Raw genomic sequence first — 18,143 nt, 5'->3', positions numbered from 1 at the left:
TGTTTTTGTTGCGATTACCTACTTAATCGGGCATAATCTAAATTTCATATAATTAGATTGTAGGGGCGGGTTTAGCCCGAAAACATTGCAGATAACAGATGATTTCTGTACAAAACCCGCCCTCTTCTTAAACAAAACCCGCCCTCTTATTCAACAAAGCTAGCCGCCCCAAACCTTCTTCAAAACCTCTTGAGGAGAAATGTCGGCCATTTTGCCAGTAGGAGATTTGATGCCCAAAAATCGATCGCTCTTGGGCAGCAATTTTGCCGGGTCAGTCGGGCCGAACAAAGCTATTGTATAAGTTTGAACCGCTACAGCCAAGTGCATCGGCGCGCTATCGGTACACATCATCAAATTAGCAGCAGCAATGGTAGCTGCCAACTTGCCGACATCCTCCGGCGAGATCACTTTCACCTTCGGACATAACTGAACTAACTTGCTCACCAAAGCTTCATCTTCAGGGCCTTTCACCACAACGACGGGCAAATTCGGCTGTCGCTGCTGACAGTCTTCGATGATTTGTTTCCAGTTGTCTATAGGGTAAATTTTGTCAATACCTTTAGACACAGCTAATTGACTGGAACCGCCGTGAATTAGAATGTAACCGCTGTCTTTGATTCCCAGCCGCTGCTGTTCGGCTTCCGCCCACTGAATGTCTTGTTTTGGTACATTAATTGCGATCGCCGGACAAGGATTGTGAATGTTGAATCCTTGCAACAAATCGTGGTACATTGAGGCTGCATACTGGTCTGTTTTCAGAGGTACGGCATCGGTGAGAAATCGAGCGCCGTTGGTTCCCGAATAGCCGACTCTCTGGGGAATGCCTGTCAGCCACAGCAAAAGTCCGACAGTCCACCGCTGGCCGAGGGAAACAACTACTTCGTATTCGCGATCGCGAATTACGCCCAGTAAATTGCCCCAATCTGCCATCGCGTTGCGGTCTTTGAAATTGTACGTCAAGACTTCTTTGACGGACTTGCAGACTCGGTAAGCGCCCTTCGCCCTCGGTTCCACGATGACATCAATTTGAGCGTCTGGATAAGACTGTTTGAGGTCATCGAGGGTGGGGAAAAATAAAATTTGGTCGCCAATCCCGCCAGGGACAAGTGCTAGTATTCGCATCATAAACGATCGGGCTTTTATCTATCGAGGTAGCTTTCAGCGATCGGCTTTCAGCTATCAGATTGTAGTATTTTTAGAATTTAAAAGCTACTGGCTGACAGCAAAACAACTGACTGAAAATTACAGGACGCTCTTAATATATACCTAGTTGGGCGAAGAAGGGTTAGTTAATGCACTTATTAATTGCGGCGGCGGGTTCGGGGCGACGGATGGGGAGTCAGCGAAACAAATTGCTGCTGACTTTGCTCTCTAAACCTTTGCTGAGTTGGACTTTGGCTGCTGCTGAAGCTTCGCAGCGGATTAGCTGGATTGGGATTATGGGCCAGCCTGGGGATTTTGCTGATTTTCGGGCAATTATCAGCGATTTAGGTTTGGTGAAGCCCGTGGAACTGATTCCAGGAGGCGCTACCAGGCAAGAGTCAGTTTACAACGGTTTGCAGGCTTTGCCGCCAAATGCCGATCGAGTGTTGATTCACGACGGCGCGAGGTGTTTGGCAACTGCTGAATTGTTCGATCGATCTTCCGAAGCTCTCTTAAGCTGTCCCGGCTTGATTGTCGCCGTCCCGGTCAAGGATACGATTAAGGTGGTAGACGAGTCTAGGATCGTGCGAGACACGCCGGACAGGCGCAATTTGTGGGCTGCCCAGACTCCCCAAGGATTTGAAGTGAAATTGTTAAAGCAGTGTCACGAACAAGGGCGACAGAAAGGTTGGGAAGTTACAGATGATGCGGCTTTGTTTGAAAAATGTGGTTTAGCAGTGCAAATTGTGGAGGGAGAAGAGACGAATTTGAAAGTCACAACGCCCGTTGATTTGAGCGTAGCTGAATTCATTTTGCGGGGAAGATTCGGATAAATCATTTTCAACCTGCACTCCTCAGGTTTTGTCTGACAAGAAGCGGTTTCAACCGCCGAATTATCTTCAACCTGCGGAGGCAGGTTTTGTCTGACAAGAAGCGGTTTCAACCGCCGAATTATCTTCAACCTGCGGAGGCAGGTTTTGTCTGTATAGAAAGGGTTTCAACCGCCGTATTCTCAACCTCGGCCGCACTTGTAACTACATCCAAAAATGCAAACACGGCAGGAATTAACAGCGCATCCCTCAAAATAGCCACCCCAATTACCCTTTCAAAATCAACTGGTAAACCGCAAACTTTCACCTCAGCAGGTATCGGTTCCGCCGCCAAACGCGGCAGAATTGCTGCGCCCAAACCTTGCATCACCATACTGACAATAGTTGAATCTTCGCTGAGTTCGTAAGCGATATTTAAGGGAAACTCCGAAGTTGTTAAATATTTGCGAAGCGGTATAGAACAAGCAGTTTCCGGCGGCTGCAAAATCAGCGGATATTTTGCTAATACTTCCCAGGTAATTTTAGCACTTGATAATTCGGCAGTTGGCGGCAGCAATACAACATATTTATCCCGCAAAATTACTCTAGTTTCAAATTCATCGGAGATGGGAAGAGAGACAAAGCCGATGTCTGCTTTGCCCGATCGCAAAGCTTCTTCCACAGCTTGGGTATAATAAACTTCGGCAATGCTGACGGCAATTTTGGGAAAGCGATCGCGAAATTCAGCAATAATACCCGGTAGGATATGAGTTGCAACGCTGCGAAACGTGACTATCCGCACTTGGCCTCCCTGCAAACCTTTTTCTAAATCGGCTTCTTTGACCATCATTTCTAACGATCGCACAATTTGACGCCCGTGAAGCAGTACCCTTTCCCCCACCGGCGTGAGTTGAGCACCGTGTCGCCCTCGGTGGAACAATTGCACTCCCAATTCTGTTTCTAAACAGGCGATGGCGTGGCTGACTGCTGATTGCGACAGTTCCATTTGCAAAGCCGCCACGCTAAAGTTTTCACAGTCTGCTACTGCTATCAAAGCCTGAATCTGAGAGAGTTTCATCCGCCGCGTGTTGATTTCATTCATAGCGTTTGTGCCAGTAATGTCTAGATTGTCACAGACGAGCTTTGTTTATCTATCGATTTTATTCATACAACCTATGCAAGTAATGATTTGATTGTTGTTTTGCCAAGAGTTATGGTTAATTTATCAACTAAGAGATTTAGTTTCCCAGAAATTGCATAACGATAAAAAAGTGCTGTAATCGCGAGCAAGTTATTGCTGCTTTTTAGCTGGGATTTTTCATGATGCAATTTTTGTTTAATTGAGAATTTGAAGGTATTTGTTATGTCTACTTACGAAAATCTGCGGTATCCCGAAAAAACGAGAGTTGTTTCGATTGGTGAACGAGCTAAAGATGCCAAAAGACAGAAAAGGCGATCGATCTTTTCAGCTATGAATCAAGTTTGGCAAGGTTTGCTGGCTGCCATATCTGGCGAGAACGAGGTCAGAATTTGGCAGACGTGCGATCGCAATGGTAACACTTACTGGCATGGTTGCGATCGGGCGACTGGTCGCTCTAAGAGCGCTGCGACGGAGGATGAAATGCGCGCTTGGATCGATCGGCGTTATTGCTAATAGCTACGACAAAGGTTGATTGAGATTTTTGGTTGTGTGGAGGCCCGCCCCTAGGAAATTTTGGGGAGAATTTGTGGATTTTTGATGGTTAATTTCCAAGGAGATGCTATGCTTCAAATACATTCCGAATGTGCAGCGCCCGTTAGCGGAGACCGCCCCTACGGGAGGCTCATCAACGAAGAGGATCGCATAATCCTCATGAAAAACGAGGTGTACAGGTTGCCTCAAACTCATCGAGAAGTTCAAGTCTTGTCAGGAATTGCTTGGATCACACTTGACAAACAGGACATCATCTTGCAAAGCGCTGAAAAAGCATCGCTTCCACTGAGCAAAAACTTTGCTGTCATCTCCGCTCTCAACAATATGCCGCTGATTCTGGCAGTTTGGCAAGAGAAAAGCCCAGCCAGAACCTAGTAATTCACAAAAATTCGGCAGGAATACCCCAAAAAGCTCTATCTTAATAGTTATAACTTGGCTATTGGAGGACTCGATCGGTGTACTGCCGCTCTTACCGCTTCAGCTATGTCGCAGCTATAAGTATTGTCTTATCGCCCGCACTCAGCTTGCTGGCAATTTCAGATGCGAAAGCCTTTGCCCCAATTATAGATGCTAGGCTGATCCAAGCGATCGACGATCGTGCTCAAGCAACAGACCCCAAAACGCAAGCTGACAAACTCTTGGAAACAGGAGTAAAACAGCACCGCGAGGGTTTGTTTCGAGAAGCCATCCAAACATTTGAGCAAGTTTTGGCAATTCGCAAGCAACTAAGCGACAAACCGGGAATCGGAGAAACCCTCAACAATATCGGGGAAGTTTATGCCGAAATGGGTTTGCGCCCCAAAGCTTTGGAAGTTTTGCGGCAAGCTTTAGTCATTCACCGCGAAATCGGCGAAGGGGCTCGTATCGCGCGCACTCTCAATCTCATTGGTTTCGTCAACCGGGTTGCGGACAATTTTGACGAAGCGATGAAACTGCACCAAGAAGCTTTGGAACTTGCCAAAACTGCCAATGACCAAATTGAAATAGCGGAATCTTTTCACAACATCGCGGCTGTGTACGCAGAACAGGCAAATTACGCTAAGGCGATCGAATTTTACCAGCAAGCGCGGACGATTCGCACCAAAGAGGGCGATCGGCGCGATTTAGGCCGTACTCTCAATAACATGGGCGGCGTATATTACAACATCGGCGACTTTAACAGAGCGATGGAATTTTACCACCAAGCTTTAGCAATTCGCCGGGAAATTGGAGACAGGGCTGGGGTTGGCCGCCTCCTGAACAATATGGCACTTACCTCTCGCAAACAGGGGAAAGATACTCAAGCGCTGATCTATTTTCAGCAGGCGATACCGATGTTGGAAGCAATTGGCGACAAGACAAGTATTGGACGCTTGCTCAACAATATGGGTTCGATTTATGAAAGTCTCCGTCAATATCCTAAAGCTCTCGAATCCTATGACAGAGCTTTGATAATGGCTCGCGAAAGTGGTGACAAAGCTGGAGAAACTACGGCGATGGAGGGGATTAAGCGATTGTCGTCGGGGCAGATTGTGCCGCCATAATGGCAGTTATGCCGATCGACTTTGGCGGCAGTTTGGCAGTAATCTGTCACTGTTTGCATCCTGTGTTGCTAAAAATAAGAGTAAAAAATCTTCAGGGGCGTTAGAATCGGATTGGGTACAAAGTGGCGGCTGCAATCGGTGGAGTGATGGAGCGGGTTTCAGAGTGATGTCCGTTAAAAAAAAGAAGGCAATTGTAGGCAAGTTCCAAATCCTGATGGCATCAGTCATTCCCAATTCTTCAATTTAAAATGGTATCATTTGGTATGGCCTAGATGTAACATTAATCAGCCAGTGCCTCGCAACGATATTGACCGTATCAGAGAGAAAATTCGCCTCCGCCAGTACGATATGTCAGCCCACGCAATGGAAGAAATGGCTGAGGATTTGCTGACCATCTTGGATGTGGAAGAGGCGGTTCTCAACGGTCAGATTATCCGGGTTGAAAAAGACGACCCCAGAGGTACAAAATATGTAGTAGTGGGGACTGCACTGGATAGACAAACACCTGTTTGAGTGGTTGGACGTTTCGCTAGTAACGGACGTTATCTAATCATCACGGTTTATGAAGTCACTGAACTTGAGGCCTAATCCTATGTATCGATACAGATGTGAGTATTGCGAAGGAACCGTTCAACCCCGCACTGTCAAGCGCGAGGCATTCAAACATAAAAATGGATTTGTAATTCTTGAAGATGTGACTATCGGTGTTTGCGATAACTGCGGCAATCGATACTATTGTGCCGATATTCTTCATGCGGTTCATGCCGTTGCAACTGGGGCGAGATTGCCTGAAAGAACCGAACAAATTCCGGTTAGTCATCTAGAATCAGCATAAAGGGCGGCACTTCTTTTGCCCACAAAAGTTATTTAAACACTCCCTTTTGCCCTCTCCACCTTTGAACCGTGCAAAGCAAAAACCGGAGTCAGAGCAGATTTGCCCTTGAGAGAAACAGCTCCCAAATCCTCGCAATCGAAGTTTAGCCCGATCGACTCAAACACCGTTTGACCAATCAAAATTTCGTTTTCCGCCGCCTTGCTCATCAACCTAGCAGCCGTATTCACCGTATCGCCGAGGATATTAAACTCCCTGCGCCCGCGCGGTTCTCCAACCTCAGCAGCAAACACCGGCCCCAGACACAGCCCAATTTGACAGCTTACTTTCACCTCTTCACCCCCGATAATTACTGGAGGCAAAGCTGCAATAATATCTCGAATTGCAATCGCCGCACTAGCAGCGCGACTGGGGTCATCCGTGTGAACGTCCGGGACACCAAAATAAATTAGCATATCCGAACCGTCCAAGTGTGCCGTTACTTTTTGCAGCACGCCCCCTTTCGCAGACACCACAGCATCAATTAGCGCAAAAACGCGAGAACAGCCGAGTACCAGGCGGGCTTCTTCGGCTGGCGTTGCTTTGTCCACCAACTTCGGTAAACCAATCAAGTTGACAAACATCACCGTCGGTTCAGGAAAATCTGGCGGGATTTTCCGCCTGTCAGCATTTTCAACCAGTAGTCTCAGAATTGTTTTGGGAATATAACTAGCAAGGGGTTCAAGCCGCTTCACCGCTTCCTCGATTTCGCTGACCAAACCTGAAACGCTGCGATCGAGCAATACCGAACTTGGCATCCGTCGCCCAGTCAAAGTAATATCATACTCTCCGAGGCGATCGTCCGTGAAATCATCAGCCACCAACAAATAACCCGGTTTCCCCGGTTCAAAGCGAAATTGCTCTCCCAAAGCCAAACTAGCAGTTTCAGTCAAACACACCCGCCCCACAGTCCCAGAACCCTCAGCCTGCTTGGCTTGCTGCACTGACTGCCCCAGCAGTACGTGGGCCATCCGCAGCGGCGTACCGATATCAGCACTAATGTAGCGGCCGCAGTGGATACCCACCCGCATCCTCAAAGACAAAACACCCCGCGCCGTTTCAATATTCGCAAATTTAGCCATCGCCCGCTGCATCCGCAAACCCGCCCGCACCGCCCTGGCTGTATCCTGTTCGTGCTTCCCAGCCAAAAACTGCACCAGCAGCGCATCTCCTGTAAACTCCAGCAAATCCCCTCCCGATTTGCTGACAATTTCGATCATTGAGGCAAAATAGTCGTTAATCACCCCCAGCAGCGTTTGGGCGCCCTTGCCCCCCTGGGCTGCGTTCGCTTCCAACAGCGACGTAAACCCTGCCAAATCCGTGAACAGCAAAGTTCCTGTTTGCCACTGGTAGCGCACCTCCCCCGGCTGGGGCGGAGATTCGGACACGGGTCTGGGCACATAGTCGTGGAGGATGTAGCGGAGAGTACGCAGGTGCTCGAAAACCCCCATGAGTGTGGCGGGGGACGGATCTACCCATGCCGCAGCGTACAGTTGGGCGGAAAGCAGCGCTCGCAGTCGCAGCTCGATCGCAGCTAAGGGAGGATTGTAGGTTAATCTATTATTAATTTCCACCTAGTCCATTCTTAAAAAATAAGGTCAGTTCGATCGATCTAGAGGCAACAACAACAGCTAGACCCATAGTATTATGATAAGTTTCCAGTGACTCGATACCAGCCCAACCCAGAACCCACGATCGCAATTTCCGAAAGTCAAAGCTTGCTAGCTCCCGATTTGATCCGAGCTGCTCGATCGGCATATAGTATTTATCTGAATGTGCATTCCGAGCAGATGCAGCATCCGACTGGTGTAGTTGTCAGTCACCGAAGCGATCGAGGTCAGCTAATTTTTGCTTCCCAGCCCGTTTTGTTGCCCGGTGAACGTTTTGTTACTTTTGATGAAATTGAATCTCAAATGTATTAGTTATTGGTTATTGGTTATTGGTTATTAGTTATTAGTTATTAGTTATTAGTTATTGGTTATTGGTTGGTTCTAATCGCCAATGCTCTTCGACTAGGAGGCGAATACTTGGGTTTGTATTGAGGATTTTAGTCCTCGGAATTTGAAAATGACTAAAGTCCTCACCACAAACCTTATGGATAATTGACAGAATACAATCTAACAATTCATCAACAGAAAACAGTCAACAGAAAACAGTCAAATTAATGGAAATAATTTTTAATTCTATTGTTTATGTCATTGTATTTGTTTTCGGTTCAGCGATCGGCAGCTTTCTCAATGTGGTAATCTATCGGTTACCTGCGGGTTTATCGGTGATTAACCCTCCTTCCCGCTGTCCCAAATGTTTAAATCAACTCAGATTGTACGAAAATGTACCCGTGTTCGGTTGGCTGTGGCTGCGGGGACGCTGCAATCACTGCCACAGTCGGATTTCTGCCCGCTATCCGCTCGTAGAAGCAGCTACGGGTTTGCTATTTTTGCTGATCTTCTGGCAGTTTGGGGTGAGTGTGCAAACTCTGGGTTTGTGGGTTTTGTTTAGCTGGCTGTTGGCTTTGTCTTTGATTGATTACGATACAATGACTTTGCCTAATTCTTTAACTCGATCGGGCTTGGTGGTGGGATTGGTTTTCCAAGTGGCTAAGGGTTGGTGGCCGACGTTTAGCCCGATCGACTCCGTGCACTATCTGGTATTAGACGGAATTCTGGGAGCAGTTGTCGGGTTGTGGCTGTTTGACGCGATCGGACTTGCAGGAGCTCTCGGCTTCGGGCAGAATGCTCTCGGGGTGGGAGATGTCAAATTAGGCGCGTTGATGGGAGCTTGGCTGGGCTGGAAACTCTTGCTGATAGCGGGATTTATCGCCTGTGTAGTCGGGGCTGTTGCTGGCGGCGGGGCGATCGCCCTGGGATTGCTCGATCGGCGTCAACCCATGCCCTTCGGGCCGTGTCTGGCTCTGGGTGCAGCAATTGCGGCTCTGTGGGGGGAAGCGATCTTATCTACTTACTCGCATTTATTTTTCCCGAATTTGGGTTTGTGATCTGCGGGTAAAAAGCGCGATCGAACTTCATAATATCTGTTCAAAAATTGGTAAAATTGTCCCGTGTCTTGGATTACACTTAAAACCACTAGCTTTCGTTGGGAAGCCGAATTAATGCAGCAGCTCCTGGCTGCTCATCAAATTCCGGCTCGGATTGTAGACTTGGGTATAGCATCTTATTTGGGGGCAGGAAGTGCTACAGCTCTGCAAGTTCTTCCAGAACACCAGCAAACTGCATCGCTGCTCATCAGTCCAGTTGAAGATGAGCCTGAATCTGATGATTAGTTATTAGTCATTAGTCATTAGTCAATAGTCATTAGTAGATAAATGATATCGTTGACATGAGCATCGGAATAATGATTTTCGGAGCGGGGCGCTCGCGATGTGGCGCAAAGAGAGTATAATTCCCATGTAACCGGATTTGATATGACAACTGGCAATTGACAACTAACAATTACCAATTACCAATTCCCAATTCCCAATTCCCAATTACCAACTACCAATTACCAATTCCTAAGTTTTAATGTCTCTATTTGATTGGTTTGCAAATCGCCGAAAATCAGTACCCAACTCCCAAGAACGACCGGAACGAGAAATCGCGGACGGACTTTGGAGTAAATGCCCAGCTTGCGATGCCCTGAGTTATACCAAAGACCTGCGAGCAAATCAAATGGTTTGCTTGGAATGCGGGCATCATATCAGAGTTTACAGCGACGATCGCATCGAGCAGTTGATCGATCCCAATACCTGGGTACCAATTAACGAAAAACTGCACGCCACAGATCCCCTGAAATTTCGCGATCGCAAAAAATATAGCGATCGACTCCGCGAATTTCAAGAAAAAACAGGCCACCTAGACGCCGTAGAAACAGGCATCGGCAAACTCGAAAATTTGCCCGTCGCCCTCGGAGTCATGGAATTTCAGTTTATCGGCGGCAGCATGGGCTCAGTTGTCGGAGAAAAATTGACCCGCCTCATCGAACACGCCACGCGGGAACGTTTACCCGTGATGATTGTCTGCGCTTCCGGCGGCGCGAGAATGCAAGAAGGTATGCTCAGCCTGATGCAAATGGCCAAGATTTCCGGGGCTCTGGAGCGCCATCGGGAAGCGAGACTGCTTTACATCCCAATTTTGACCCACCCGACTACCGGCGGCGTCACGGCCAGTTTTGCCATGCTGGGAGACGTGATTATTGCAGAGCCAAAAGCGACTGTAGCCTTTACTGGCGGCCGAGTAATCGAGCAAACACTGCGGGAAAAGCTGCCGGAAAATTATCAAACTTCCGAATACTCCTTCGCCCACGGTTTTGTAGACTTGATCGTACCTCGGACTCACTTAAAGAAAACTCTCGCCCAACTTATCAGTCTCCACCAGCCCCAGCCCTTCTTGGCAAACTCGGAATTCTCCGCCCACGATGCCGATATCGCGGCCCACCACGTAGAACCCCCGCAGGCTCACGCTTTCAAGCTGTCTCCCTAGGCTGTCGCGCCCGATGACTCTTGTCGTCGAGGACGAAAAATTTTAGACTTTTGTTTAAGCCCCAGATGGGATCTGTGGAGTAAATCTCAAATCTAAAATCGCTTGATTGTCTGTTGGTGAGTCCGCCAGAAACGAAATTTTTCTGGGAAAATTACCAAAAATACCCAGTTTCTTAGAAAAATATGAAGTTTAGTAGCGAGAAATGCACGCAGATACGGGGTTTTGAGCCGCGCGCGCCCCAGTCCTATTGATAATAAAGACGCGGCAATGGGATGATATTGGTTGGAAGTTTATGGGCTGTGAAATTTGGGTGAGCAAAAATGCTTAGTTGTAGTTAGCGTTTAGTTAGCTGCGATAGAACAACATCTCAGAACAAACTCACAAAATAAGCTAACAGCGCTTTGTTAAATTGTCCAGCTTTCAGTCAATAGCCGTCAACTCAATTTTGACCAGTCAGCAACCTAAAAATTATGGGTTTTGCAGACCTATCCATCGCAGAAATAGCAGAGGACTTCAATGTCCCTGTTGAAGACGTGCTCCGCTTGTGCGACGAGTTGGAAATTGCCTACAAGCACCCTCAAACCCGTTTGGCTCTGGAGGATGTTAAGGCAATTATGTCCACTCTCGAAAAAAGGCGCGACTCAAAACGGATTGCAGATTAGATCGATCGCAAAATTCCTCTACCTTTAAAGGTATGGCTGCACAAACTGTCGCCAGTTGTCGCAGCAGGAGAAAATTTTGAACAGAAATCTGTTTGCCAGTTATGCTCTCTTAGCGTTCAATAATTTGCCGGATTTTTTTAAGGAGAACCATGCTTAAAAGATATTTCATTGCTCTGACCGCTGTATTCTTGACATTTCAGTTATTTGTCAGCAGCGCGATGGCTGTCGAACTCAGTCCTGAACTTCGCACTGTAACTTTGAATGACAAAGGCACTCCAGTGGTGCTGAGCCTCAAACAAGTTCAGCAAGGCAAACGCCTGTTTAACTCGACTTGCGCTCAATGTCACGGTGCGGGAATGACAAAAACTGACCCGAACGTCAATTTGAGTCCCGAAACTCTGGCTTTAGCAAACCCACCCCGCAATAATATTGAGTCGCTGGTTGATTATATGAAAAATCCCACGACTTATGACGGCTTTGAAGAAATTTCCGAGCTGCATCCGAGCATGAAGAGCGCGGATATTTTTGCTGAGATGAGAAATCTCTCGGATGAGGATTTGTACGCGATTGGCGGTCACATTCTGTTGCAGCCGAAAATTGTCGGCACTCAGTGGGCTGGCGGTAAAGGCGCTCGCTAATCCGTTTTAAATTTTAGATTTTAGATTTTGGATTGGGAGAAGGCTGGGCTTTGGCAAGGATTGCTGGCTGGTCGTTTTCCGCTCTAAAATCTGAAATCTAAAATTTATGTCCTACTCAATTAATATCGCAAAAGGTTGTAGTCTCTCATGTTGCGTCGTGGTGTTTTTGTCTCGTTTCTGTTGGGAATTTTAATTATTTTGCCGCTGGTGCTGCTGGCACCTCAACCTGTCTTGGCTGCTGCCGATTCTTATGTGACTCGCTATTTAAAAGTCAGCGAACCTGTAGCACTGGAATTGGACGCCGAGGGACACACTCGGTTATTTTCGGCTGAGAATTTTTCCGCAGGCAAGCGGTTGTTTGAGCAAAACTGCCTCAACTGTCATGTCGGGGGAGCAACTTTGCCTGATCCGACGATATCCTTGTCTTTGACTGCTCTGTCAGGGGCAACGCCTCCGCGCACCAGCATCAATAGTTTGGTGTCGTATCTGAGACAACCGATGACTTATGACGGCAGTGAAGAAACTTTTTGGTGCCGCCAAGTGCCGGAAAGCTGGATGCAGCAGGCTGAAATTGAAAATTTGTCTGCTTTTGTGATTCGGGCGGCTCAGAAAGCTCCGGGCTGGGGCGTGGATAATTTTGAGAGTTGAACTGGCTCTGCGACAAAGTGGTAGATTACTCGGAAAATCGCGATCGCGACTACGTGTTTGCGCCTGATTAAACAGGTAAAATAACTAAAGAACCACCGTGAACGGTGTCCATTAGAGGAGAACTATGTTGAAAAGACTCTTATCGATCGCTCTGTTAGCGTTCGCAATTTTTACTGTCGGCTTCGGCCGCCCTGCATTGGCAGGCGATGCTGCTAACGGAGCTAAACTCTTTAGCGCCAACTGTTCTGCTTGTCACATCGGTGGCGGCAACGTAGTGATGGCAATGAAAACCTTGAAAAAGGGTGCTCTTGAGAAGTACGGCATGAATTCTCTGGAAGCTATCACCACTCAGGTAACTAAAGGCAAAAATGCTATGCCTGCTTTCGGCACTCGCTTGAAGCCCGAACAAATCGAGGATGTCGCAACCTACGTGCTCGAACAATCTGAGAAAGACTGGAAAGGCTAAACTGCCTCTTGAAAGTCGGACAAGCTGGACTTGATTTAATTTAAAACTTGTCTTCCCGATCGCACCCTCTCTCTCTCTTTGGCGAATAAATGTCGGTTTGCAGCGATCTTAACCTATTTGGGCAAGCGCGCCAGAAATCCGATTTTTATTTGCCCAAGGGCGAGGGAGGGAATTTTATTTGAGATTTGAGATTTGAGATTAAAGAATTGCTAAATGCTGACTTTGTATAAATTGTCAAACAGCTTATATTAAGATTTATTTTGACTGCGGTTCATAAGTAAAAGTGTGTGCTAGGATATAACACCTTATTAGAAAAATCTTGAAATCAAAATTAAAGTCGATCGGGAAAGTGGACTCTACACCTGCCATGAACGTAAAAACATCAACAAAAGTTAAAACTCCAGTTAAAACTCTCGGAGACGCGGCCTCTGACGCGATTGAGAAATATTTCCGCAAAACTGTAGAGCACGAGTCTGAAGTTCTTAAAGATAAAGATGCAGAAGAACTTCATCAAATGCGAGTCGGAATGCGGCGTTTGCGATCGGCTGTAACGGGTTTTGCTCCGGTTTTAGACTTGCCAAAAGAGGCTTCTGAACGCAAAATTGGTAAGGTGGGGCGGATTCTGGGAACGCTCAGGGATTTGGATGTGATGCTCGAAAGTCTCCAAAACCGCTATTACCCGAATTTGCCGGCCCACGAACAGGAAGTTTTGGATGAGGCTTTGTTGAATTTGCTCAAACAGCGACGCCGCGCTTTGAAAGGGGTGAGGGCTGTTTTAGAGCACAAAAGTTACCTGTCGCTGAAGCAGTCGATCGAGAATTGGCTGGACAAACCGCAGTTTCGGGCGATCGAACATTTGCCAATTGCTGAGGTTTTGCCGGATTTGCTGTTACCTCAAGTCAGCGAGTTTTTCCTGCATCCGGCTTGGCTGCTGGGCACGGAATATGCCGATGGCAAAGTTAAAGTTGCTGATGATTTGAATGAGTCGGCTGTGGAAGAAAAGCTAGCAGCGGAGGGAACTATTCTGCACGATTTGCGGAAGCAAGCTAAGCGGGTTCGCTATTTGATGAATCTGTTTGGCGATTTTTACGGCGAGACGTATGAAGCTTATGTCGAAGATGTGAAAGCTGTTCAGGAATGTTTGGGCGATATTCAAGACTGTGAAGTTTTAGCGGAATTTATGACAGATTTTGTGGGAAGCGATTTGCAAAAAGAGTTGCCGAAACTGGCTGGTTTGTTGGCAGAGAATCGCTACGGGGCTTGGCAAAAATGGCAGGTTTTGCAGCGCAAGTATTTGAAATCGGAAGTTCGAGAAGGTTTGCGATCGACTTTAATTAATCCTGTAGATGTAGACGGCGGTTGAAACCGCGTCTACAAAAACGAAGATGGGACGTACGGTTGAAACCGCGTCTACAAAAACAATGTCCGCCTCCGCGGACTCAAGAGAATAAGGTAATTTCAACCGCCCGGTATTCTAAAGAAAGGGCGATCGACCTCAAAGATTATTCTTTCCAGTAACGGGTTAAGATCCGAATTATCTCACCTGCGATCGGCGATGGCAAAGGCGGGCTCCATTCCCCAACTTGGGCAAAACCTAAGACGTGCAGCAGATTGACGATGCTGTCTACGCCTTTGGGAATCCCGCAAATCAGCAACCGGATGGGTTGTTTACCTTGCGGTACGTCGGGAGTTTCTTCGCGGAGCAGTTCTGGAACTGACTTTGGTGGTGATATCATAGAGTTTGAATTACACGAATAGTGGACAGGCGATCGCTCTTAAGTTTTGCAGACAGGGGGCGATCGCTTTTCAGTTTGTACATTCCGAGTATAGTTCATTCTCTCAGTTTAGTCAACTGCCAACAACAAAAAAGTTACCGTAGCGGTTAATTAAAGGATAGTGAGGGTTGCAGGATGGTAACATCAGCTTGCAAAGTCCTGGCTAGTAATTGAGCATCAACAGTGATTCGTTGGAAATTGGCAGTTGTAATGGCCGAGCGTAATATCACCAACAAAGAGTTGGCTGCTTTGGTTGGGATGCACCCAACTTCGTTTTCGAGACTCAAAACCCGTCGCCGCCTCACGAGAATTGACGAATCAACTCTTAATGCTCTGTGCAAAGCGCTAAACTGCCAACCGGGCGATTTAATGGTGTATGAGGAGGACAGCCCGATCGCCTAAAATAATATAATGTTGCAGGATGCTAACATCAGCTTGCAAAGTCCAGGCTAGTAGTTGAGAATCAGCAGTGGTTATCCGTTGGAAATTGGCAGTTGTGATGGCAGAGCGCGATATCAGTAATAAAGAATTGGCTGCTTTAATTGGGATGCACCCAACTTCTGTTTCTAAAATCAAAACTCGTCGCCGGCTGACGAGAATTGACGAAGCAACTCTCGATGCTCTATGCAAAGCATTAAACTGTCAGCCGGGAGATTTGATGGTGTATGAGGAGGATAGCCCGATCGATTAGGGCGATTCCCTACGGGATAGCTTCGCTCCCGCGTACTTGGCGATCGGCTAAGGTACAGAGGATAAGTGCGATCGAAACAAGCCTGCTCACTGGGTTAGCATAGTGGCAAGTAACTATAAATATTAAAAATGGAGTTCTGATGATTCTATCTTTTAAGGATGTACAATTTATTATTGAAGCTCTGGAGTTTGGGATCGAGGCATATCAAGAAAGTTTGAAAGATGAAGAGTTGGATGATGATGAAGTATCGGATATGGGCAATGATTGCTATTTTTTAGAAGCGCTACGCGAAGATTTGATGAAGGCTATTAAGGAGGGTAATATGCCTGAGATAGCTAAACCTGTACCCTCAGATGGTTTATATCAAGAGGTCAGAAATTAGTCAGGGCGATCGCTCTTTTGCAGCCAAGACTTAGGATATACTTGCAGATAGTTGAAAATGGAATTCAAGCCATGACTCAAGCAACATCAAGTCGCCCTCGCCGTCGAGGTAGGTTATTTCCTGAATTTACGATACCGCCAGAGGAGTTGGCTAGACGGAAAGCTGAAAAAGATGCCCGCTGTCAGCGTTATCGAGAGGTTTTTGCAAGGGTTAGACTTGAACTAATAGATGAGCATTACAACTGGTTTATGGTTATTGAGCCAAAAAGTGGAGACTATTTCATCGATCCTGATGAAAAAATCGCAGTTCAAAAAGCTCGTGAAAAGTACCCGCACGGGATGATTGGCATTCATCGCATCAATGAGACTGGGGCTTGTGGCACTTTATGATTGATGGCAGGTTTGGGGAGATTGGGGAAGCTCTTTTTTGAAATTGATTTAGTTGCTGCTGATGATGAAAGATTCCCTATTGAAGTGTTATTAGATACTGGATTTACAACGGGTTGGTTAGCCTTGGATACTCAAGATTGTCTGAGTTTGGGGTGGGTGATGATTGAAAGTGAACGGCTGATGCTGACGGCGCGCGGTGAGGAGTATTTTGATATTTATGAGGGAAAAGCTGTAGTGGATGGAGAGGAGTATGTAATTCCTGTGTTGGTAGGGGATGGAATTCCTGAATCTATTCTGGGTTTGCAGTGGTTGAAACTGCTGCCGTTGGCTGTTGATTTTGGGACGGGAGTGTTGACACTGGGGTAGAGATAGAAGTGCGATCGCGCTTTAGGAAAGCAAGGGCGATGGAAAAATGTTATCATAGTTGCAGTAAAAATGCTTAAAAAATATTATGACTTTACAAGTCATTTATCCTCATATTGAAAAACCAGGTGTAGGGGAACCTGCACGGCTGCAACGGATACCGCGAGTGCGGATTGCTCAAATTGTGATGGACTATTTGGCTTACGGGTGGTCAGTTGAAGAAATGTGCCGTCAGCACTCATATTTGATGATGGCGGAAGCTCATGCAGCAATGGCGTATTATTTTGACCACCAAGAGGAGATAGACGGCGAAATTCGCAGGGAGTGGGGGGAAGCGGAACAAGCAAAATCTCAAAAAGTGCGATCGGCTTTTTGGGTACGAATGCAAGCAAAAGGGCTGTTGTAAATGTCAGTACCGCTTTACATGGACGTTCATGTACCCCAGGCAATTACCGAACAACTGCGTCGTCGCGGAGTGGACGTGCTAACAGCTATTGAAGACGGCGCAGCGACTTTAACGGACGATGCACTGCTGGAACGTGTTGGTGTACTGGGTCGAGTATTGTTCACGCAGGACATCCGTTTCAAAGCGATGGCTGAAAATTGGCAGAATCAAGGGAAACTGTTTGCGGGTTTGATATTTGGACACCAAATGGGAGGAACTATTGGACAGTTTGTTAAAGATTTAGAACTAATTGCTCTGGGATCTGATGTAGAGGAGTGGGCTAAGACTGTTGAGTATTTGCCATTTTAAGGTAATATTCATGGGTTATGAAAAAAGGGCGATCGCGCTTTAGGATAGGAAGGGCGATCGCACTTCAGGAATGAAAGGGCGATCGCACTTGAGCTGACAGTGCTATCCTAGATTAGAGCACAATCAGAAATTGGCGAGGAAAAAATCTTGTCAACCATCACCGATATTGGCACTCTCATTAGCCGTCATCCTGACATACATGGAGGCTGTCCAATTATTGCCGGAACGGGTGTTACAGTCCGTCGCATTGCTATTTGGTACAAGCAAAGTTTGACCGCAGAAGAAATTGCCTCTCGCATCGGGCATTTAACTCTAACTCAAGTCTATGCAGCTTTGACTTATTACCATGCTAACCGAGATGAAATTGATGCTGAGATTGTGGCGGAAGTAGCAGAAGGCGATCGCATAGAAGCACTGTATCAGTCTCAAACACAAATACAATCTGATGGTGAAGTTTTAGAAATGCCTTCAGTTGCTCAATATCCCAGCCGTCGGGAGTTTATGAAATTGCCCATTGAAGAGAGACGGCGCATTTTAGCAGAACAGGCTGAGGTGATGTTAAGTCATTACCAGGAAGATACAGAATGGCAAGAATTACAAAGAAGTTTCGACTACTACTATGGATGACATTGCAATAGCGATCGCATTGGTAGTTGAGTATCGGTAGTTAATGAAAGGGCGATCGCCCGATGTGCTAAAATAAGGATTAGAGTGAGAACTAAGTAGGTATTGCAAAAAATATGCCTCGTATCTTTACAGCAATCGTTTATTGGGAAGAAGATGTTTAAGCTGTTTGACATCTAAATTGCATTGGGTATATAATACTACAGTTATACTTAATTCAAAGTAATGCCAGTTAAA

At 46.7% G+C, this 18,143-nt stretch carries 27 protein-coding genes; 23 read left to right on the top strand and 4 right to left on the bottom strand.

All coding sequences use genetic code 11. The features are described 5' to 3' along the window. Positions 1-159 precede the first annotated feature (159 nt). On the bottom strand, positions 160-1,122 hold the full coding sequence (locus QUB68_RS25825) for a glycosyltransferase family 9 protein (protein ID WP_332997850.1): 963 nt from the start codon (positions 1,120-1,122) through the stop codon (positions 160-162). A gap of 170 nt (positions 1,123-1,292) precedes the next feature. Between QUB68_RS25825 and ispD the strand changes: the two genes are divergently transcribed. Further along, positions 1,293-1,976: a 2-C-methyl-D-erythritol 4-phosphate cytidylyltransferase gene (gene ispD, locus QUB68_RS25820; RefSeq protein WP_332997770.1), complete on the top strand. Its 684-nt coding sequence runs from the start codon at positions 1,293-1,295 to the stop codon at positions 1,974-1,976. Positions 1,977-2,100: 124 nt separating this feature from the next. Here the strand turns inward: ispD and QUB68_RS25815 are convergent, their stop codons facing one another. Continuing rightward, positions 2,101-3,054 carry a LysR family transcriptional regulator gene (locus QUB68_RS25815; protein WP_332997769.1) on the bottom strand — a complete coding sequence of 318 codons (954 nt, stop codon included), beginning with the start codon at positions 3,052-3,054 and terminating at the stop codon, positions 2,101-2,103. Between the two features lie 261 nt (positions 3,055-3,315). Between QUB68_RS25815 and QUB68_RS25810 the strand changes: the two genes are divergently transcribed. The 5 genes from QUB68_RS25810 to QUB68_RS25790 all read left to right on the top strand — a co-directional run bounded on the left by QUB68_RS25810 (position 3,316) and on the right by QUB68_RS25790 (position 6,003). Then, the gene (locus QUB68_RS25810; protein WP_332997768.1) at positions 3,316-3,606 is read left to right on the top strand and encodes a hypothetical protein; all 291 of its coding nucleotides are present in this window, start codon (positions 3,316-3,318) and stop codon (positions 3,604-3,606) included. A gap of 108 nt (positions 3,607-3,714) precedes the next feature. Further along, positions 3,715-4,020, top strand: a complete 306-nt coding sequence (locus QUB68_RS25805) for a hypothetical protein (RefSeq protein ID WP_332997767.1) — start codon at positions 3,715-3,717, stop codon at positions 4,018-4,020. An 80-nt stretch (positions 4,021-4,100) separates the two neighbouring features. Next, complete coding sequence (locus QUB68_RS25800; RefSeq protein WP_332997766.1) at positions 4,101-5,168, top strand: tetratricopeptide repeat protein; 1,068 nt, start codon at positions 4,101-4,103, stop codon at positions 5,166-5,168. Between the two features lie 291 nt (positions 5,169-5,459). Beyond that, the gene (locus tag QUB68_RS25795) at positions 5,460-5,681 is read left to right on the top strand and encodes a DUF4258 domain-containing protein (protein WP_332997765.1); all 222 of its coding nucleotides are present in this window, start codon (positions 5,460-5,462) and stop codon (positions 5,679-5,681) included. Between the two features lie 79 nt (positions 5,682-5,760). Next, positions 5,761-6,003, top strand: a complete 243-nt coding sequence (locus tag QUB68_RS25790) for a YgiT-type zinc finger protein (protein WP_332997764.1) — start codon at positions 5,761-5,763, stop codon at positions 6,001-6,003. 32 nt (positions 6,004-6,035) lie between these two features. On the opposite strand, the gene QUB68_RS25785 is transcribed toward QUB68_RS25790, so the two are convergent. Then, positions 6,036-7,613 carry an adenylate/guanylate cyclase domain-containing protein gene (locus QUB68_RS25785; protein WP_332997763.1) on the bottom strand — a complete coding sequence of 526 codons (1,578 nt, stop codon included), beginning with the start codon at positions 7,611-7,613 and terminating at the stop codon, positions 6,036-6,038. 87 nt (positions 7,614-7,700) lie between these two features. Between QUB68_RS25785 and QUB68_RS25780 the strand changes: the two genes are divergently transcribed. The 9 genes from QUB68_RS25780 to QUB68_RS25740 all read left to right on the top strand — a co-directional run bounded on the left by QUB68_RS25780 (position 7,701) and on the right by QUB68_RS25740 (position 14,291). Next, positions 7,701-7,961 (top strand): hypothetical protein, encoded by a 261-nt coding sequence (locus QUB68_RS25780; RefSeq protein ID WP_332997762.1) that lies wholly within the window; start codon positions 7,701-7,703, stop codon positions 7,959-7,961. Between the two features lie 242 nt (positions 7,962-8,203). Further along, positions 8,204-9,034 (top strand): prepilin peptidase, encoded by an 831-nt coding sequence (locus QUB68_RS25775; protein WP_332997761.1) that lies wholly within the window; start codon positions 8,204-8,206, stop codon positions 9,032-9,034. A 63-nt stretch (positions 9,035-9,097) separates the two neighbouring features. Further along, positions 9,098-9,319: a hypothetical protein gene (locus tag QUB68_RS25770; protein WP_332997760.1), complete on the top strand. Its 222-nt coding sequence runs from the start codon at positions 9,098-9,100 to the stop codon at positions 9,317-9,319. Between the two features lie 238 nt (positions 9,320-9,557). Further along, positions 9,558-10,514 carry an acetyl-CoA carboxylase, carboxyltransferase subunit beta gene (gene accD / locus QUB68_RS25765; RefSeq protein WP_332997759.1) on the top strand — a complete coding sequence of 319 codons (957 nt, stop codon included), beginning with the start codon at positions 9,558-9,560 and terminating at the stop codon, positions 10,512-10,514. Between the two features lie 470 nt (positions 10,515-10,984). Then, positions 10,985-11,176, top strand: coding sequence for a translation initiation factor IF-2 (locus QUB68_RS25760; protein WP_106150505.1), 192 nt, complete (start codon positions 10,985-10,987; stop codon positions 11,174-11,176). A gap of 149 nt (positions 11,177-11,325) precedes the next feature. Then, positions 11,326-11,814 (top strand): photosystem II cytochrome c-550, encoded by a 489-nt coding sequence (psbV, locus tag QUB68_RS25755; protein ID WP_332997758.1) that lies wholly within the window; start codon positions 11,326-11,328, stop codon positions 11,812-11,814. 147 nt (positions 11,815-11,961) lie between these two features. After that, positions 11,962-12,462 carry a photosystem II cytochrome PsbV2 gene (gene psbV2, locus QUB68_RS25750; protein WP_332997757.1) on the top strand — a complete coding sequence of 167 codons (501 nt, stop codon included), beginning with the start codon at positions 11,962-11,964 and terminating at the stop codon, positions 12,460-12,462. A 127-nt stretch (positions 12,463-12,589) separates the two neighbouring features. Next, positions 12,590-12,928 (top strand): cytochrome c6 PetJ, encoded by a 339-nt coding sequence (petJ, locus tag QUB68_RS25745; RefSeq protein ID WP_332997849.1) that lies wholly within the window; start codon positions 12,590-12,592, stop codon positions 12,926-12,928. 367 nt (positions 12,929-13,295) lie between these two features. Continuing rightward, the gene (locus QUB68_RS25740; RefSeq protein ID WP_332997848.1) at positions 13,296-14,291 is read left to right on the top strand and encodes a CHAD domain-containing protein; all 996 of its coding nucleotides are present in this window, start codon (positions 13,296-13,298) and stop codon (positions 14,289-14,291) included. Positions 14,292-14,430: 139 nt separating this feature from the next. On the opposite strand, the gene QUB68_RS25735 is transcribed toward QUB68_RS25740, so the two are convergent. Continuing rightward, positions 14,431-14,664, bottom strand: a complete 234-nt coding sequence (locus QUB68_RS25735) for a hypothetical protein (RefSeq protein WP_332997756.1) — start codon at positions 14,662-14,664, stop codon at positions 14,431-14,433. A 222-nt stretch (positions 14,665-14,886) separates the two neighbouring features. Between QUB68_RS25735 and QUB68_RS25730 the strand changes: the two genes are divergently transcribed. The 8 genes from QUB68_RS25730 (at position 14,887) to QUB68_RS25695 (ending at position 17,909) form a co-directional block, all read left to right on the top strand. Beyond that, the gene (locus QUB68_RS25730) at positions 14,887-15,105 is read left to right on the top strand and encodes a helix-turn-helix domain-containing protein (RefSeq protein ID WP_332997755.1); all 219 of its coding nucleotides are present in this window, start codon (positions 14,887-14,889) and stop codon (positions 15,103-15,105) included. A 67-nt stretch (positions 15,106-15,172) separates the two neighbouring features. Next, positions 15,173-15,394 (top strand): helix-turn-helix domain-containing protein, encoded by a 222-nt coding sequence (locus QUB68_RS25725; RefSeq protein WP_332997754.1) that lies wholly within the window; start codon positions 15,173-15,175, stop codon positions 15,392-15,394. A 139-nt stretch (positions 15,395-15,533) separates the two neighbouring features. Continuing rightward, on the top strand, positions 15,534-15,776 hold the full coding sequence (locus tag QUB68_RS25720) for a hypothetical protein (protein ID WP_332997753.1): 243 nt from the start codon (positions 15,534-15,536) through the stop codon (positions 15,774-15,776). 71 nt (positions 15,777-15,847) lie between these two features. Further along, a complete protein-coding gene (locus QUB68_RS25715) occupies positions 15,848-16,165 on the top strand; it encodes a hypothetical protein (RefSeq protein ID WP_332997752.1) in 318 nt (105 codons plus the stop codon). Between the two features lie 21 nt (positions 16,166-16,186). Then, positions 16,187-16,531 carry an aspartyl protease gene (locus QUB68_RS25710; protein WP_332997751.1) on the top strand — a complete coding sequence of 115 codons (345 nt, stop codon included), beginning with the start codon at positions 16,187-16,189 and terminating at the stop codon, positions 16,529-16,531. A gap of 85 nt (positions 16,532-16,616) precedes the next feature. After that, the gene (locus tag QUB68_RS25705; protein WP_332997750.1) at positions 16,617-16,934 is read left to right on the top strand and encodes a DUF433 domain-containing protein; all 318 of its coding nucleotides are present in this window, start codon (positions 16,617-16,619) and stop codon (positions 16,932-16,934) included. Next, positions 16,935-17,282, top strand: coding sequence for a DUF5615 family PIN-like protein (locus tag QUB68_RS25700; protein ID WP_332997749.1), 348 nt, complete (start codon positions 16,935-16,937; stop codon positions 17,280-17,282). A 147-nt stretch (positions 17,283-17,429) separates the two neighbouring features. Then, positions 17,430-17,909, top strand: a complete 480-nt coding sequence (locus QUB68_RS25695) for a DUF433 domain-containing protein (RefSeq protein WP_332997748.1) — start codon at positions 17,430-17,432, stop codon at positions 17,907-17,909. Positions 17,910-18,143 lie beyond the last annotated feature (234 nt).

Source organism: Microcoleus sp. A006_D1 (assembly GCF_036702805.1).
Taxonomy (GTDB): Bacteria; Cyanobacteriota; Cyanobacteriia; order Cyanobacteriales; family Microcoleaceae; genus Microcoleus.
This window is presented reverse-complemented; position numbering and strand designations above follow the sequence as displayed.

What these genes read in the sequence shown, in the direction of transcription:
- QUB68_RS25825 (WP_332997850.1), bottom strand. Translation starts at nt 1,122, where the DNA reads ATGCGAATACTAGCACTTGTCCCTGGCGGGATTGGCGACCAAATTTTA.
- ispD (WP_332997770.1), top strand. Translation starts at nt 1,293, where the DNA reads ATGCACTTATTAATTGCGGCGGCGGGTTCGGGGCGACGGATGGGGAGT.
- QUB68_RS25815 (WP_332997769.1), bottom strand. Translation starts at nt 3,054, where the DNA reads ATGAATGAAATCAACACGCGGCGGATGAAACTCTCTCAGATTCAGGCT.
- QUB68_RS25810 (WP_332997768.1), top strand. Translation starts at nt 3,316, where the DNA reads ATGTCTACTTACGAAAATCTGCGGTATCCCGAAAAAACGAGAGTTGTT.
- QUB68_RS25805 (WP_332997767.1), top strand. Translation starts at nt 3,715, where the DNA reads ATGCTTCAAATACATTCCGAATGTGCAGCGCCCGTTAGCGGAGACCGC.
- QUB68_RS25790 (WP_332997764.1), top strand. Translation starts at nt 5,761, where the DNA reads ATGTATCGATACAGATGTGAGTATTGCGAAGGAACCGTTCAACCCCGC.
- QUB68_RS25775 (WP_332997761.1), top strand. Translation starts at nt 8,204, where the DNA reads ATGGAAATAATTTTTAATTCTATTGTTTATGTCATTGTATTTGTTTTC.
- accD (WP_332997759.1), top strand. Translation starts at nt 9,558, where the DNA reads ATGTCTCTATTTGATTGGTTTGCAAATCGCCGAAAATCAGTACCCAAC.
- QUB68_RS25760 (WP_106150505.1), top strand. Translation starts at nt 10,985, where the DNA reads ATGGGTTTTGCAGACCTATCCATCGCAGAAATAGCAGAGGACTTCAAT.
- psbV (WP_332997758.1), top strand. Translation starts at nt 11,326, where the DNA reads ATGCTTAAAAGATATTTCATTGCTCTGACCGCTGTATTCTTGACATTT.
- psbV2 (WP_332997757.1), top strand. Translation starts at nt 11,962, where the DNA reads ATGTTGCGTCGTGGTGTTTTTGTCTCGTTTCTGTTGGGAATTTTAATT.
- QUB68_RS25740 (WP_332997848.1), top strand. Translation starts at nt 13,296, where the DNA reads ATGAACGTAAAAACATCAACAAAAGTTAAAACTCCAGTTAAAACTCTC.
- QUB68_RS25735 (WP_332997756.1), bottom strand. Translation starts at nt 14,664, where the DNA reads ATGATATCACCACCAAAGTCAGTTCCAGAACTGCTCCGCGAAGAAACT.
- QUB68_RS25720 (WP_332997753.1), top strand. Translation starts at nt 15,534, where the DNA reads ATGATTCTATCTTTTAAGGATGTACAATTTATTATTGAAGCTCTGGAG.
- QUB68_RS25715 (WP_332997752.1), top strand. Translation starts at nt 15,848, where the DNA reads ATGACTCAAGCAACATCAAGTCGCCCTCGCCGTCGAGGTAGGTTATTT.
- QUB68_RS25705 (WP_332997750.1), top strand. Translation starts at nt 16,617, where the DNA reads ATGACTTTACAAGTCATTTATCCTCATATTGAAAAACCAGGTGTAGGG.
- QUB68_RS25700 (WP_332997749.1), top strand. Translation starts at nt 16,935, where the DNA reads ATGTCAGTACCGCTTTACATGGACGTTCATGTACCCCAGGCAATTACC.